This is a genomic window from Microvirga sp. 17 mud 1-3, assembly GCF_003151255.1.
Lineage (GTDB): Bacteria > Pseudomonadota > Alphaproteobacteria > Rhizobiales > Beijerinckiaceae > Microvirga.
This window is the reverse complement of record NZ_CP029481.1, coordinates 849,372-864,014: the sequence shown is the minus strand read 5'-3', so window position 1 is coordinate 864,014 and position 14,643 is coordinate 849,372. Positions and strand designations below refer to the sequence as shown.

Below are 14,643 nucleotides of genomic sequence, written 5' to 3'. Positions count from 1 at the left end.
CGTTTGTTCCGCGCGCCGGACGGAACCGGCGTCGCCGTGACAGCATTGCCTTTCAGAAAAAGTAGCGGTGCACGAAGTTCCATGAGGCTACCCCTTAAGTCTCACAATATTCAGGAGAAAACGCCACCAACGGCGGGTTTCCGGCTCTGGCGGTTTTCATTTGGGGCAAGCACGTGCCATGTTTACGGGCCAGCTGAGGCTGTCATCGCGTCAAGCTGCGCTATTTAACACGGCCATCTTTCAATTTCGGGCATCGCAGTGTCTTAGAACGATTGGAGAGTATTGTTGCCTCGACTTGTTGTTGTTTCCAATCGGGTCGCCATTCCGGACCCGACCGGCAAAGGATCGGCCGGCGGTCTCGCGGTCGCTCTGCGGGAAGCGTTTCAGGCCTATCAGGGGCTCTGGTTCGGCTGGAGCGGGCGTGTCGCGTCCCAGCCGTCCATCGAGCCGAAACTGGTCGACAAGGGGAACGTGCACTACGCCCTGATGGACCTCACACCCATCGACCGGCAGGAATACTATAACGGCTTCGCCAACCGGGCCCTGTGGCCCAACATGCATTACCGGCTCGGCCTGTCCGAATTCTCGCGGGCGGATTATGCCGGGTATCTGCGCGTCAACCGCAGCTTCGCCAATGCCCTGTCGCGGATGATACGCCCCGACGACCTGATCTGGGTGCACGACTATCACCTGATCCCGCTGGCGGCCGAACTCCGGGCGCTGGGAGTGACCAACCGGATCGGTTACTTCCACCACATCCCCTGGCCGGCCCCGGAAGTCTTCGGGACGCTGCCGGGAAGCCGCGAGCTTCTGCGCGCCATTGCCGATTACGACCTTGTCGGCGTGCAGACGGACCGCGACGCAGATAACCTGCGCCGCGCCATCGTGCAGGAGGTCGGCGCCACCCAGCAGGGCGCGGACGTCATCACGCTCAATGGGCATCAGACGCGTGTGAAGGGCTTTCCTATCGGCATCGACGTGAAAGGCTTCCAGCAGGTCGCCCGGCGGACACCGACACACCGGGTCGTGAAGCAGACCCTTGCGAGCCTCGGCTCGCGCCGGCTGATCATCGGCGTCGACCGCCTGGATTACTCGAAAGGTATCCCCGAACGGATGGAAGCCTTCGAGCGCTTCCTCATCGCCAACCCGGACCAGCGGGGCCATGTGACCTTCCTGCAGATCGCTCCGACGAGCCGCAGCGAAGTGCCGGAATATGCCTCCTTAAGCCGCACCGCGAGCGAGACCCTGGGGCGCATCAACGGCACTCTCGGCGAGCCGGGCTGGGTTCCGATCCATTATGTCACGAGCGCCTATCCGCGCACTGTCCTGGCGAGCCTCTACAAGATTGCCCGGGTCGGCTTGGTCACGCCCATGCGCGACGGCATGAACCTTGTCGCGAAGGAATACGTGGCCGCCCAAAACCCGGAGGATCCGGGCGTCCTGATCCTGTCCAAGTTCGCAGGCGCCGCGCAGCAACTGACCGATGCGCTCATCGTCAACCCCAACGACAAGTTCGAGGTGGCCGAGGCCATCCGCGACGCGCTTCACATGGACCGTGAGGAGCGCATCGCGCGCTGGCGGCGCATGATGAAGACGATCCAGGATTACGACGTGAGCTGGTGGGCCGCTTCGTTCCTGAAGGAACTCACCGATTACCGGGGTTTAAGCAAGGCCCGCAGCCGCGTGCCCGTCCGGCCCTGAGGCCGGGCGGGCCTGCCCCTCAGGCGAGGCGCCGGAGCAGAGCCTGCGCGAACCTGTCGGCGCTGCCTGGAGCAAATTCGAGATACAGATAGGGCTCGATCAGCTCCAGCTCCATGAGCATGAAGCCATCGGGACGGACGAGCCCATCCACCCTGGCATAGAGGGGAGCGTCCGGCACCGCCTCGAGGAAACGCTGCGCGGCCGAGACCACATCTGCCGCAACCTCCACCGGCTCGGGGACCGTTCCGTATTGCAGATTGGCCCGCCACTCGCCGGGCCGCAGGACGCGCCGGATCGCATGGGAGAAAATCCCGTCGATGAAGGTGAGCGTGGTTTCGCCCAGACGCCCGATATCGTCCTGAAACTCCTGGACCAGGGCCTCGCCGGCAAAAGCGTCGTCCGACCATGATGCAGGATCCGCAAGGTCGACCTTGCGGACACCGTAGCCGCTCTGACCGGAGACCGGCTTCAGCACGGCCGTGCCCCATTCCTCCCGCTGGAGGCAGGCTTCCACGGAGGACCGGGAGGCGCGGGTCAGGTGGATCGTCCGGGGCACGGACAGCCCCTGTGCGGCAAGATCCAGGAGATAGGTCTTGCGGAAGTTCCAGCGCAGAGTGGCGGGCGTGTTCAGAAGCCGTCCGCCGCGAACCTCAATTTCGGCGACCCAGTCCAGGAATTGCTCCGGGCGGTCGTGATAATCCCAACAGCACAGGGGCAGCACCGCGTCGGCTGCCGCCAAAGCCTCCGGCGGCGTTCGCTTCCAGCTTCGGTAATCCGCACGTACCCCTTGCGCATGCAGGGCGCGCAGGAGCGCCTCGACGCTCGGCGTCGGATCGGGATAGGCGTCGCAGGCGGCAATCAGGATCAAGGGCGGAGACTCGAGACCGGCGGTCATTCACGGCCCGATCCTTAGAGACCCGGCCCCTGCCGGGCAATCGGGCAAGGCCCTCGCCCGCTGGACAGGCGCGCACCGCCCCCTCAGAATGCGGCCGCCCCGCAGGGCCTTCAGGGCCCGGCGACAGGTGCATCCGGGCGCACAGCAGGCGGAGACGAGGTTTCATGACCACATTGCGGCACTCCGCATGAATATTCTCGGCCATCTCTCCTGGGGTGCGATCTATTTCGCCTCCGAGTGGATCATCCGTCTCGTCATGCTGATCGTGGTGCCGTTCCGGCGCTCGCCCGAGGCTGCGAAAGGCTGGCTGCTTTTCGTGTTCTTCCTGCCCTGGCCGGCTCTGCTGCTCTACCATGTCATCGGCCGTCCCAATTATCCGCGCTGGCGGCGCGAACGCTTTGCCAAGTTGCCGGCAGCCTTCGCGCAGGTCACCGCGCGCATCGGAGCGTTGAGCGCCTGCCAGGAGCCGGAGCTGCCCGGCAACCTCCAGCAGGCTGCGACACTGATCCAGAATCTCGGGCGCTTTCCCACCATGGACGGGAACGACATTGCGCTCCTGTCATCCTATGACGGCTCCGTCGCACGGCTCGTCGCGGATATCGACGGCGCCACCAACCACGTGCATCTGCTCTACTACATCTTTGCCGATGACCGGACCGGCTGGAGCGTGATCGACGCCCTGGCGCGGGCGGTGGAGCGGGGCGTGACCTGCCGGGTCCTCATTGATGCCCTCGGCTCGCGGGCCTGGGCGCCGCGGGTCGTGGCGGCGCTCGCGGAGCGGGGCGTTGCGGTCTACCTCGTCCTGCCCGTAGGCCTCCTGCGGCGTAAATCCGCCCGCGCGGATCTGCGCAACCACCGCAAGATCGCCGTGATCGACGGCCGGATCGGCTATGTGGGCTCGCAGAACATCGTCGATGCGGATTTCAAGCCGGGCATCGTCAACCAGGAACTGGTGGTACGCGTCACCGGTCCGGTCGTGCAGGAATTGCAGGGCGTGTTCGTGGCGGACTGGTTCATGGAGACCCAGCAGGTGCTGGAGTCCCACGAGCTCTTTCCCGAGCTGCCGCGCACGGGCAATGCGGTGGCGCAGGTCCTGCCGAGCGGCCCCGATTATCCGGAAGCGAGCGTCGGCCGCCTGATCGAGGCGCTCGTCCACGGTGCGCGCCGACGCGTCGTCATCACGACGCCCTATTTCATCCCGAGCGAAGCGCTTCTCAACGCTCTGAGCACTGCAACCCTGCGCGGCGTGGAAGTGCATCTCGTCCTCTCGAAGCCCGTGGACCAGATCCTCGTGAGCCTCGCCCAGCGCTCCTATTATTCGCAGCTCCTGGCCGCCGGTGTCCGGATCCACCTCTACCGGGACAAGCTCCTCCACGCGAAGCACCTGAGCGTCGACCGTCGCGTGTCGCTGATCGGCTCCAGCAACGTGGACATGCGCTCCTTCGTCCTCAATTCCGAAGTCAGCCTCATCATCTTCAACCGGGACGTGAACGCCGAGCTGCGCGCCGAACAGGAGCGCTACTTCGCCACGAGCGAGGAACTCTCCCTCGAAACCTGGCGCGCCAGGCCCATGACCTCCAAGGTGATCGAGAACATCGCGCGGTTGGTGAGCCCGTTGCTGTGAGGCGCGACATCGCCTCTCACGCCATATGAGGAACGGCGAGGATTTTGGAGCGCCCGAAGCAAGGGGCGCTCCCTCATCAAGAGAGTCAGACGATCAGGAAATCGTGCACGCTCAGATCGGCCTTGGCCTTCACGTGAGCGAATTTCACAGCCGCATAGGCAGTGCCCGAACCATCCTTGTCATAGAAGAGGTTGCCGGACTTCCGGTCATAGATGATCCGGTCATCCTCATCCAGCGCTTTCGTGCCGAGCCGGAACTCGCCCTTGTCCAGATGACCTTTGCCGATCTTGGCGAAGATCTTTCCCGAGAGCTGGATCATGTCGTCGCCAGCCTTGAAATCGAGAATGCGGTCGACATTGCCTTTGCCGAGCTTCGTCGTGAAGGCGAACACATCGTCGCCCGCCCCGCCCGTCAGCTTGTCCGCGCCGAGCTTCCCGTCGAGCCGGTCGTCGCCCGCTCCCCCCACGAGACGGTCCGCCTTCTTGCTGCCTCCGAGGGAGAGAGATGGAGCCACTTCTTCAGGGCGCGACGGATCATCGGCGCTCTGGGCTGGACCCGAAACCTGTCCTTTCGGAACGACGCTTACGCTTCCATTGACGACCTTGATAGTGAAGTGCTCATCGAGAGATGCGCCCTTAGGATCGCTGGCGCGCACGACGACGTCGAAAGTCGTGTCTCCGTGTGCGAAAGCCTTTTCCACGAGAAGCTGATCACCTTGGATGCGGAAGTGGCCGCCCGGGTTGGACGCCAGAAAATACCCAAGTGCATCCCCGTCAGGATCGACGCCACTCAGGTGGCCGACGAGCGCGCCCGGCTTAGCGCTAGCATCGACGCTCGTCGTATCCAGGCTGACAGAGGTCGGAGCAGAGTTCGACGTGGACGTCAGGGCAATGGTGCGATCGGCGAACTGAGCATATTCGATACCGATCAGCACATCGGAGCCGTCGTTCAGGCCGGTGCGAGTATCCAGGATCGCGTAGCTGCCGTCAGCTTGCTTGCGGATGGTATAATCCGCGAAGTTTCCGCTGTATTTGGAGACGTCAACGCCAGAGCCTCCGGAGATGGAATCACTTCCCGAACCTCCAATGAGGAGATCGTCCCCATCATTTCCCTCGAGAAGATCATTCCCCCCAGCCCCATCCAGGATGTTTGCATCGTCGCTTCCGTACAGGCGGTCTGCCAAAGGACTGCCGATCAGGTTCTCGACGTTACGGATCGTATCCCACGATGTGTCGGACGTCTTCTGCTCGTCGGTGACCCTCAGATCCACGAAGGCCTGTCGGCGAAATTGAATTGTATCGCTTCCCTCTCCACCGTCGATGACATGTGTGCCGCCGTCGATACGGAAGGTTTCTGAGCCTGCGCCGCCAAAAGCGACATCATCGCCACTGTAAAGGTAGATATCACCCGTCAGGCTACCGCTTCGTCCATCATAGAGATCATTGCCATAACCTAGGAGCACCGATCCCTTGATAATGCCTGAATTGATGACTGTGTTTCTTCCGTGAGCGCTACCGAAGATCGCTTCACCGCCAGTGGCTTCGATGACGCCGGTATTGGTGATCGTCAGAGATGCCGTGCTGCTGTTAGTCGGATATGACCAAATACCATGGTCTCCCGTGATCGTGCCCGAGTTGTAGATCGCAGTCTGGGACGCCTTGACGAAAATGCCAGCATCCTCTCCTGAGATTGTCCCCGCGTTGTTGACGAAGTTGCTGAGGTGATCGAAGCCCCCTTCGAGGAATACCCCTTCCTCTCCAACCACCTTCCCGGACTGCCCGATCGAGAGCGTGCCGCTCATCAAAATCCCGAAAGATTGAGCGCTACTAACGCCTCCGTCGATCAGCAGATTGACCCATCCCGAGGCATGAATGCCGTCTGCGAAGTAGCCGGAGGCCCGGATGTCAGCGCCTTCCCTAAGGATAACTGTATCACCCTCGGTAGTTTGAAGGGCGTGCTCGTAGTCCCGCGTGGTAGGTGGAAGAGGATTAGTAGGATCGATCACATAGGTGGTCATAGGGCGAGTCCACTGATTTCAATCCTATTTGTTACATCATTTCATATAGTTTGCAATATGTCTCTCCAATGAGAAGGCCCCGGAGTTTCCTCCGGGGCCTTCTTATAGTCAGCGCTGTTCAGCGAGGACTTCTTAGAAGTCCATGCCGCCCATGCCGCCCATGCCGCCGCCCGGCATGGCCGGAGCGGATTCGCGCTTGGGAGCCTCGGCGACCATGGCTTCGGTCGTGACGAGCAGGCCGGCGACCGAGGCCGCGTCCTGCAGAGCCGTGCGCACGACCTTCGCCGGATCGACGATACCGGCCTGGAGCATGTCGACGAACTCTTCCGTCTGGGCGTTGAAGCCGAACGTATCCGACTTCGTGTTGTCGTTGATCTTGCCGACAACGATCGAGCCTTCCACGCCGGCGTTCTCGGCGATCTGGCGGATCGGCGCCTCAAGGGCGCGCAGGACGATCTTGATGCCCGCCTTCACGTCGGCGTTATCGCTGGAGAGCTTCGCGACCGCGGCCTTGGCGCGCAGCAGAGCCGTGCCGCCGCCCGGGACGATGCCTTCCTCGACTGCCGCGCGGGTGGCGTTGAGGGCGTCGTCCACGCGGTCCTTCTTCTCCTTCACCTCGACTTCGGTCGCGCCGCCGACGCGGATCACCGCGACGCCGCCTGCGAGCTTCGCGAGACGCTCCTGGAGCTTCTCACGGTCGTAGTCCGAGGTGGTCTCCTCGATCTGCGCCTTGATCTGACCGACGCGGGCCTCGATGTCCTGCTTGGAACCGGCGCCGTCGATGATCGTGGTGTTTTCCTTCTCAATGCGGATGCGCTTGGCGCGGCCCAGCATGTCGAGGGTCACGTTCTCGAGCTTGATGCCGAGGTCTTCGGAGATCGTCTGACCGGCGGTCAGGATCGCGATGTCTTCGAGCATGGCCTTGCGGCGATCACCGAAGCCCGGAGCCTTCACGGCGGCGATCTTCAGGCCGCCACGCAGCTTGTTGACCACGAGGGTGGCGAGCGCCTCGCCCTCGACGTCCTCGGCGATGATGAGCAGCGGCTTGCCGGTCTGCACCACGGCCTCGAGGATCGGCAGCATGGACTGCAGCGAGGAGAGCTTCTTCTCGTGGATGAGGATGTAGGGATCCTCGAGCTCGGCCACCATCTTCTCGGCGTTCGTGATGAAGTACGGCGAGAGGTAGCCGCGGTCGAACTGCATGCCTTCCACGACATCGAGCTCGGTCTCGGCGGTCTTGGCTTCCTCGACCGTGATCACGCCCTCGTTGCCGACCTTCTGCATGGCATGGGCGATCATCTCGCCGATGTCCTTGTCGCCGTTGGCCGAAATCGTGCCGACCTGGGCAACCTCATCGGACGAAGCGACCTTCTTGGCGCGGGCCTGGATGTCCTTCACGGCCTCGGAGGTAGCGAGGTCGATGCCGCGCTTGAGGTCCATCGGGTTCATGCCGGCCGCAACAGCCTTGGCGCCTTCGCGGACGATGGCCTGGGCGAGAACGGTCGCCGTCGTGGTGCCGTCGCCGGCGATGTCGTTGGTCTTCGAGGCGACCTCACGGACCATCTGGGCGCCCATGTTCTCGAACTTGTCGGCAAGCTCGATTTCCTTGGCGACAGTGACGCCGTCCTTCGTGATGCGCGGAGCGCCGAAGGACTTCTCGATCACCACGTTGCGGCCCTTCGGACCGAGGGTGACCTTCACGGCATCGGCGAGGATGTCGACGCCGCGCAGCATCTTCTCACGTGCGTCGGAGGAAAACTTTACGTCTTTGGCAGCCATGGGCTAAGCCTCCAGTTGACTTGGATAAAACGGATGGGGAAGGGCCGGACGCGGCGATTAGCCTGCGACGACGCCCATGATGTCGGATTCTTTCATGATCAGGAGATCCTGACCGTCGATACGCACCTCGGTGCCGGACCACTTGCCGAACAGCACGCGATCGCCAGCCTTCACGTCGAGGGCAACCACCTTGCCGCTCTCGTCACGGGCGCCGGGCCCGACGGCGACGACCTCGCCCTCCTGGGGCTTTTCCTTGGCGGTATCGGGGATGATGATGCCGCCCTTCGTCTTCTCTTCGCTCTCGAGGCGGCGGACGACGACGCGGTCGTGCAACGGACGGAACTTCATGGAACTTCCTCTTCGACTGTTAGCGTAGCCCCCAATGGCCACGTCCTTGTCTTTCGGCTGTTAGCACTGTCAAGGATCGAGTGCCAACATCGCTCGCGAGATAAGGAGAGGCCGCGGAGGAGTCAAGACGCCCGAACGGATATCGTGAATATCCGCCCTCGGAGCAGGTGCCGGCCAAGTGTCGCCACCTCGTTCCCCTCGCATGACGGTTTCGCCCGAACGGCGCAATTTCCTTTATCCGGCAACAATCTAGCGGCGCGACGTGAGGAGAGCCGCCAGCACGATGAGGGTCCCGCCGCCGAGGGTCGCCCAGGTCGGAATTTCGCTGAAGACCCCATAGCCGATGGCAGCCGCCCAGATCAGGGCCGTGTATTCCAGGGGCGCAAGGCGGGCCGCCTCGGCCTTGGCATAGGCGGTCGCCATGAGGATATGGCCGAGGACCCCGAGCATGCCCATGAGCATGAACCAGCCCATATGCGCCCATTCCACGGGTTGCCAGACCCAGAGCGCCAGGGGGGCGACCAGCACCCCCGGCCCCGTAGTCTGAAAGAAGACGATGTGTATGAACTTGTCCCGCTGGGCCCGCTGGCGCAGGAGGACGAGGCTGAACGCATAGGTGACGGCGGACATGAGCGCCGCCGCGACGCCGGACCAGGAGCGCGCCGCGTGCGCGCCCTCCGTCTGGCCAAAGACCACGATGAGCGTGCCCCCGAAGCCGACCGCGATGGCAAGGACGATCCGGCTGTCCACCCTTTCGTGCAGGAGCAGGACGCCGAAGAGCGCGATGAACATGGGCGACAGGAAGGACAGCACCAGCGTCTCGGCGAGCGGCAGCTGCCCCAGGGCGTAGAAGAAGCTCAGAGCCGTGATGACTGCCGCCACGGAGCGCAACAGGTTGGCCTTTACGGTCTCCCGGGAGGGCCAGCCGGGACGCATGACCGCCACCACGCCGGTGGCCACGAGAGTTCCGCAGGCAAAGCGCAGGAACGCGATCTGGAAAATAGGGTAATGGGCGGCCATCGCTTTGATGACCGCATCCATGATGGACAGGACCGCGATTCCCGCGGCAGCCCGCAAGGCGGGACCGAACTGCATGTTGTCTCGACCGCTGAAAAAGGGCGTCCGGGATGGTGCCGCCGCAGGCCAGGGCCGGCTCATACCGCAGTCGGAAGGCTTTATCACCTGCGGTTTTCGTGTATCGACAAAAATCAGCAAGGAATCGGGACCCGTGCCCTCCTTCCTGCCATGATCCCGGAAACAATCGCCGCGCTTGTCGTTATTCCGGGTGAATGTCAAAGCTTGAAACGACAGGATGCCTCGATGCGTTCTCTGCTTCCTTCGACCGCCCTCCTCTTCCTCTTCGCCTCGTCTTCCGCCTTCGCTCAGCCGGTCGGCTATTACGCTGCCCCGCGCGACGTCTACGGCAACGTGCTGGCGGTGCCTGGATACAGCTACCCGCCAGGCTATCCCCAGGATGGCTATCGGGAGACCTATCCGAGCGTGACGCGCCCTGTTCCCCGCGGCCAGGTCTATCGGGGAGCCGACCCGTTGACCGGCTACGCCTACGGCGCCAGCGCCGCCCTGCCGGACGAATCGGAGTACGGGGCCGAGATCGGAGGAGCGCTCGATTATGCGATCAAGCCGCAATACGAGCGCCAGGTCGTCGCCTATAACGGCCGGGAAAAGCCCGGGACCATCATCATCGATACGCCCAACCGGTATCTCTATCTGGTCCAATCCGGGGGCCGCGCCCTTCGCTATGGAATCGGTGTCGGGCGCCCGGGCTTCGAATGGGCGGGCCGCAAGACGGTGAGCATGAAGCGCGAATGGCCCGACTGGCGTCCGCCGTCCGACATGCTGAAGCGCCGCCCAGACCTGCCGCGCCACATGGAGGGCGGGCCCGACAACCCCCTTGGTGCCCGCGCGCTCTATCTCGGCTCCTCCCTCTATCGCATCCACGGCACGAATGAGCCGCACACCATCGGCCAGGCGGTGTCTTCCGGCTGCATCCGCATGCTGAACAAGGACGTGATCGATCTCTACAACCGGGTGCCGGTGGGCGCGCCCGTGATCGTGATCTGAGTCGGCGGGACCACATGAAGAGGCCGGGCGGTTCGAGCCCGGCCTTTTTGCTGTCTGCGGCCCGGCAAGCGGGCCGAACGGGCCATATTCCCGTTTCGTTCACGAGGAACAGCCAACTCGCTACCCATTTCGGATAATGTTACACATTTATCCAGATCGAACAGGGAACAAAAGATAAATGATCCATCAACAAAATTTCCGCACTCAAGCCATCTCGCAAAATACCATATAAATATATAGCTACTTAAATAGGCTGTATTGGCAAGCATGAAGCCCTATTAACTTATTCTATTCATGATATCATCCGGCCTCCTCACAGAAATGATCTGAACGTCCAGGCGGAATACAAGCGCCCTTCATCGAGATATATCTCGAAGGGGCATGTTCGAGGGAAATCTTGCTCACGGGAGCGTGCCTCTTTTCCCAAAACACCCGTGCGGCGGCGTTGTCTTGCGCAAGGAAGCGATAGCCTCGCCGCTTCCGAAAATCCCACGATCCAGGGTATGACCGACGGCACGTTCCTTCAGTGTACCGAGGCCCCATGACCTATCTCTACCTGTTCATCGCCATCGTCAGCGAGGTCGTGGCGACTTCTGCCCTGAAGGCCTCGGAGGGTTTCACACGCCTCTGGCCCTCTGTGATCGTGGTCGCCGGCTACGGCTTGGCATTCTTCTGTCTCTCACTCACCCTGCGGGCCATGCCAGTCGGCATTGCCTATGCCCTGTGGTCGGGCATCGGGATCGTGCTGATCGCAGCGGTCGGCTGGATCGCCTTCCGCCAGACCCTCGACCTGCCCGCGCTTTTTGGGATTGCGCTGATCCTGGCGGGCGTGCTGGTGATCAACCTGTTCTCCCGTACGGTCGGCCATTGAGGCGACAAGGACCAGTCACCTCGATGACGGGAACGATCGGCGTCACTACGCGATGGAGCCCACATGAACGCCATCACCCTTGCTCCCGGCCTGACTTATTATCCTGACTACCTCGACCGCCCCGCGCAGGAGGCGCTGCTCCAGGCCGTGCGCGACGTCGTCCGTGCGGCGCCGCTCTACGCTCCGCGCATGCCGCGTACGGGAAAGCCGTTTTCCGTGCGCATGACCAATTGCGGTCACCTCGGCTGGGTCTCGGACGAGCGGGGTTACCGCTACCAGCCGACCCATCCGGAGACCCGAGCGCCCTGGCCTCCGATGCCGCCTATGGTGCTGCGGGCCTGGGAGGAGCTCAGCGGCTATCCGCATCCGCCGGATGCCTGCCTCATCAATTTCTACGAGCCAGCGGCCCGGATGGGGATGCACCAGGACAAGGACGAGGCAGAGCTCGCGGCGCCGGTGGTATCCCTGTCCCTCGGGGACACGGCTTTGTTCCGCTATGGCGGCCTCGACCGGAAGGATCCGACCCGCTCGGTCCGGCTGCGATCCGGGGACGCCATCGTATTCGGCGGACCGGCGCGGCTGATCCATCACGGCGTCGACCGCCTGATTGCAGCGACCTCTGACCTTTTGCCCCAAGGAGGTCGACTGAATCTCACCTTGAGAAAGGTCGTGCCCAGCATTAGCTTATGATACGCAATATCGTAAATTTCGTATCATGAACCCCTTCTTTCCCAGGACTGCCGCCATCCTGCTTCTTCCGGTCGTTGCCCTCTCGGCCCCGGCCGATGCACAGCCATCCAGTGTGAAACCCGACCAGGGAGCCACGGATGCGCTGGCCATGCGGCAGGACTCCGCGGCCCGCGCCGCCCCTGACATCGAGGCCGAGATGGCCGCCCTGCCCTATCGGGTCCGTGACCGCGCGGGCTTCCGTCCGGTGCGGGTGGCGGGCGAGAGCGCATCCTTCACGGATGAGGGCTCGGATGCCGGAGCCGGCGGGCGGGCCACGATCACCCTCTCGCCCTCACCCCAATTCCGCAGCCTATCCGTGGTCCCGAACGTGCAGCGGGACCAGATCCTGCGCCAGTTCGCCCTCAACGATCCCGAGCTGACGGATGCCGTCGTGGAGAGACTGGGCTCCATCCAGGTGGACGACACCCTTCGCTACGAGGCTATGGCCCGGGGCAAGGCCGCCGGATCGGGGCTGGGAACGATCCGCACGGTGACGGTCCTCCTTTCGGGCGGCACGCCCCTGAGCGTGGTGATGACCGCGCCGGAGAGCCGGCAGGACGAGATCATGCCCCGCCTGCGCTCCTTCGTCCGGAGCATTTCCGGGCGACCGTGAGCCGCCCCTGAGGGCGCTTGCCTCCAATCCTCCAGCGGCTATTCATAGGAGGAAACCTCATGACATCGCCTCCGGAAGCTTCCTGGCCATGAAAATCGCCGTCGCCGCTCTTGGTCTCCTCCTGTCCCTTCAGGCCGCCCTGGCCGCCGAGCCGGTCTACCCGCCCGCCTCGCGGGTCGGGCTTGTGCCGCTCGAGGACATGGTGCCCTCCCGGCGTTTCACGGGTTTCGAGAACCCGCAGAAGGCCGCCGCCATCACCATCACGGAGCTGCCATCCCAGGCCTATGAGCAGCTGGTGGCCGGGATGACCAAGGAATCCCTGCGGCGGCAGGGGCTGGATGTCACGTCGCGGGAGACCTTGAAGATCGACGGCCGGAGCGGGCTCCTGATCTCCGGCGCCATGACGGGCCCGGTCAAGGGCCGCAAATGGGTGCTGGCCTTGAAGGGAGCGGATCTGACTGCCCTCCTCGTCGCCCAGGTGGAGGGCGGCAATGACGGGTACAGCGAAGCCGAGGTCCGGGCAGCCCTGAAGAGCGTGGCCCTGCGCGGCCCGGTCTCCCTGGAGGAGCAGATCGGGGCCCTGCCGTTCCGCATCCGCGACCCGGCAGGCTTCCGGCCAGTGCGGGTCATCGCCGGGAATTCGGTGCTCTTCACGGACGGTCCCAAGGACACCATCAAGGCCGTGGAACAGCCGATCCTCATCCTGGCCGCGTCCCAGGCCCCCATGGCGCTTCCGGCGGATCGGCGGGACCAGTTTGCCCAGGCGGCGCTCAATTCCAACGAAATCCTGAAGGAGGTCGCGATCGAGCGCTCGGAATCCTTCAGGCTCCAGGGGCAGGACTGGCACGAGATCGTCGCCAAGGCCAAGGAGGCGGCCTCCGGAGAGCCGGTCGTCGTCATGCAGACGATCCGCTTCGACAATGGCCGCTATGTGCGGATGGTCGGCATGGCCCGCGTGGCGGACCGCCAGGCCTTTTTGCCGCGTTTCCGCAAGGTGATTGACGGAGTGGAGACGGCCTTCTGATCAGGCCTCCCCATCCCGCTTCGGAAAGACCGGCAGGGACCAGCCGCGCAGGATCGCGAGTGTTCGCAGGCTGAACGCCGCCCCGAAGCCCGCCACGGGCGCAATGGCCTCGAGCCCGAGGGTACGCAGGCCGACCATGACGGCCGCGCCCAGGGCCGCCGCCGTGACATAGATCTCCTTGCGCAGGACAAGCGGAGTCGTACCGGCCAGGATGTCCCGGGTGATGCCGCCGAACGTCGCCGTGACCGTGCCGAGCGCGACCGCCGAGAGAGGCGGAACGCCCGCCATCAGGGCCCGGTTGGTCCCGACGACGGCGAACAGCGCAAGGCCCAGGGCGTCGGCCCACAGGAGCATACGCCCCCGCCGCCCGCCGTCGAGGGCCGCGACCCTGGCCGGTCCGAGAAGGAAGACGGCCCCGGCGACCACGATGCAGACGAGCACGTCGCTCGGATCGCCCACCCAGAAGACCGGCCGTGTCCCGATCAGCAGATCCCGCAAGGTCCCGCCGCCCACACCCGTGACGATGGCCAGGAGGGCGAAGCCGAAGGGATCCATGCCCTTGCGCGCCGCCACCAGGGCCCCCGTGAGGGCGAAGACGGCCACGCCGATGGTCTCATAGGGAATGCTGCCGATGGGGCCCACGGGAATGCGCTTTCGATCGAGAGTTCTGTCGCCGCGGGCAATGCGGCAAAGCCAAGTTTAGCCCACCCCGAGCGACCGTGGAACCGGCCGGTCCCGCGGACCCTCTCTTCCGAAATTGCAGTGGTGGCAAGATGGGTCGAAAAGGCATGCCGCTGCGTCCTCCGGGCGGTGAGGCCCGGAGGAGAATGCAGGATCGAGGGGGACGAGAGGATCGCTCCGGCTCTGAGGGGATGAGGGATAATGCGGTGAGCCGAAGCGTCAGCGCGCACGGTTTGTTTCGGCGGACCGGCCGCGAGAGGTCCACGTACTGCCCGGACG

13 protein-coding genes are annotated in these 14,643 nt (G+C 63.9%); 7 read left to right on the top strand and 6 right to left on the bottom strand.

Annotated features, from left to right (window positions below; translation table 11 throughout):
• Positions 1 to 285 precede the first annotated feature (285 nt).
• Positions 286 to 1,701, top strand: a complete 1,416-nt coding sequence (otsA, locus tag C4E04_RS03970; protein WP_109595178.1) for an alpha,alpha-trehalose-phosphate synthase (UDP-forming) — start codon at positions 286 to 288, stop codon at positions 1,699 to 1,701.
• A gap of 19 nt (positions 1,702 to 1,720) precedes the next feature.
• Here the strand turns inward: otsA and C4E04_RS03965 are convergent, their stop codons facing one another.
• A complete protein-coding gene (locus tag C4E04_RS03965) occupies positions 1,721 to 2,596 on the bottom strand; it encodes a RimK family alpha-L-glutamate ligase (RefSeq protein ID WP_109595175.1) in 876 nt (291 codons plus the stop codon).
• Positions 2,597 to 2,783: 187 nt separating this feature from the next.
• Here C4E04_RS03965 and cls point away from each other — a divergent pair, with 187 nt between their 5' ends.
• Positions 2,784 to 4,220 (top strand): cardiolipin synthase, encoded by a 1,437-nt coding sequence (gene cls / locus C4E04_RS03960; protein WP_109595173.1) that lies wholly within the window; start codon positions 2,784 to 2,786, stop codon positions 4,218 to 4,220.
• Between the two features lie 85 nt (positions 4,221 to 4,305).
• Here the strand turns inward: cls and C4E04_RS21600 are convergent, their stop codons facing one another.
• From C4E04_RS21600 to C4E04_RS03940, 4 genes are all read right to left on the bottom strand, one after another.
• Positions 4,306 to 6,237, bottom strand: a complete 1,932-nt coding sequence (locus tag C4E04_RS21600; protein WP_109595171.1) for a calcium-binding protein — start codon at positions 6,235 to 6,237, stop codon at positions 4,306 to 4,308.
• A gap of 132 nt (positions 6,238 to 6,369) precedes the next feature.
• Positions 6,370 to 8,016, bottom strand: coding sequence for a chaperonin GroEL (gene groL / locus C4E04_RS03950; protein WP_109595169.1), 1,647 nt, complete (start codon positions 8,014 to 8,016; stop codon positions 6,370 to 6,372).
• Positions 8,017 to 8,073: 57 nt separating this feature from the next.
• Positions 8,074 to 8,364: a co-chaperone GroES gene (gene groES, locus C4E04_RS03945; RefSeq protein ID WP_109595167.1), complete on the bottom strand. Its 291-nt coding sequence runs from the start codon at positions 8,362 to 8,364 to the stop codon at positions 8,074 to 8,076.
• Between the two features lie 249 nt (positions 8,365 to 8,613).
• Entirely contained in the window at positions 8,614 to 9,459 is an 846-nt protein-coding gene (locus tag C4E04_RS03940) for a DMT family transporter (RefSeq protein WP_109595165.1), read from the bottom strand.
• Positions 9,460 to 9,684: 225 nt separating this feature from the next.
• On the opposite strand from C4E04_RS03940, the gene C4E04_RS21290 reads away from it, so the two are divergent.
• The 5 genes from C4E04_RS21290 (at position 9,685) to C4E04_RS03915 (ending at position 13,683) form a co-directional block, all read left to right on the top strand.
• Positions 9,685 to 10,446, top strand: a complete 762-nt coding sequence (locus C4E04_RS21290) for a L,D-transpeptidase (protein ID WP_245416225.1) — start codon at positions 9,685 to 9,687, stop codon at positions 10,444 to 10,446.
• A 541-nt stretch (positions 10,447 to 10,987) separates the two neighbouring features.
• The gene (locus C4E04_RS03930; RefSeq protein ID WP_109595163.1) at positions 10,988 to 11,317 is read left to right on the top strand and encodes a multidrug efflux SMR transporter; all 330 of its coding nucleotides are present in this window, start codon (positions 10,988 to 10,990) and stop codon (positions 11,315 to 11,317) included.
• Positions 11,318 to 11,380: 63 nt separating this feature from the next.
• Positions 11,381 to 12,007: an alpha-ketoglutarate-dependent dioxygenase AlkB gene (locus C4E04_RS03925; protein ID WP_109595161.1), complete on the top strand. Its 627-nt coding sequence runs from the start codon at positions 11,381 to 11,383 to the stop codon at positions 12,005 to 12,007.
• A 148-nt stretch (positions 12,008 to 12,155) separates the two neighbouring features.
• Positions 12,156 to 12,659 (top strand): hypothetical protein, encoded by a 504-nt coding sequence (locus C4E04_RS03920; RefSeq protein WP_162559267.1) that lies wholly within the window; start codon positions 12,156 to 12,158, stop codon positions 12,657 to 12,659.
• An 88-nt stretch (positions 12,660 to 12,747) separates the two neighbouring features.
• Positions 12,748 to 13,683 carry a hypothetical protein gene (locus C4E04_RS03915; protein ID WP_109595157.1) on the top strand — a complete coding sequence of 312 codons (936 nt, stop codon included), beginning with the start codon at positions 12,748 to 12,750 and terminating at the stop codon, positions 13,681 to 13,683.
• Here the strand turns inward: C4E04_RS03915 and C4E04_RS03910 are convergent, their stop codons facing one another.
• The gene (locus tag C4E04_RS03910; protein ID WP_245416224.1) at positions 13,684 to 14,325 is read right to left on the bottom strand and encodes a trimeric intracellular cation channel family protein; all 642 of its coding nucleotides are present in this window, start codon (positions 14,323 to 14,325) and stop codon (positions 13,684 to 13,686) included.
• Between the last annotated feature and the right edge of the window lie 318 nt (positions 14,326 to 14,643).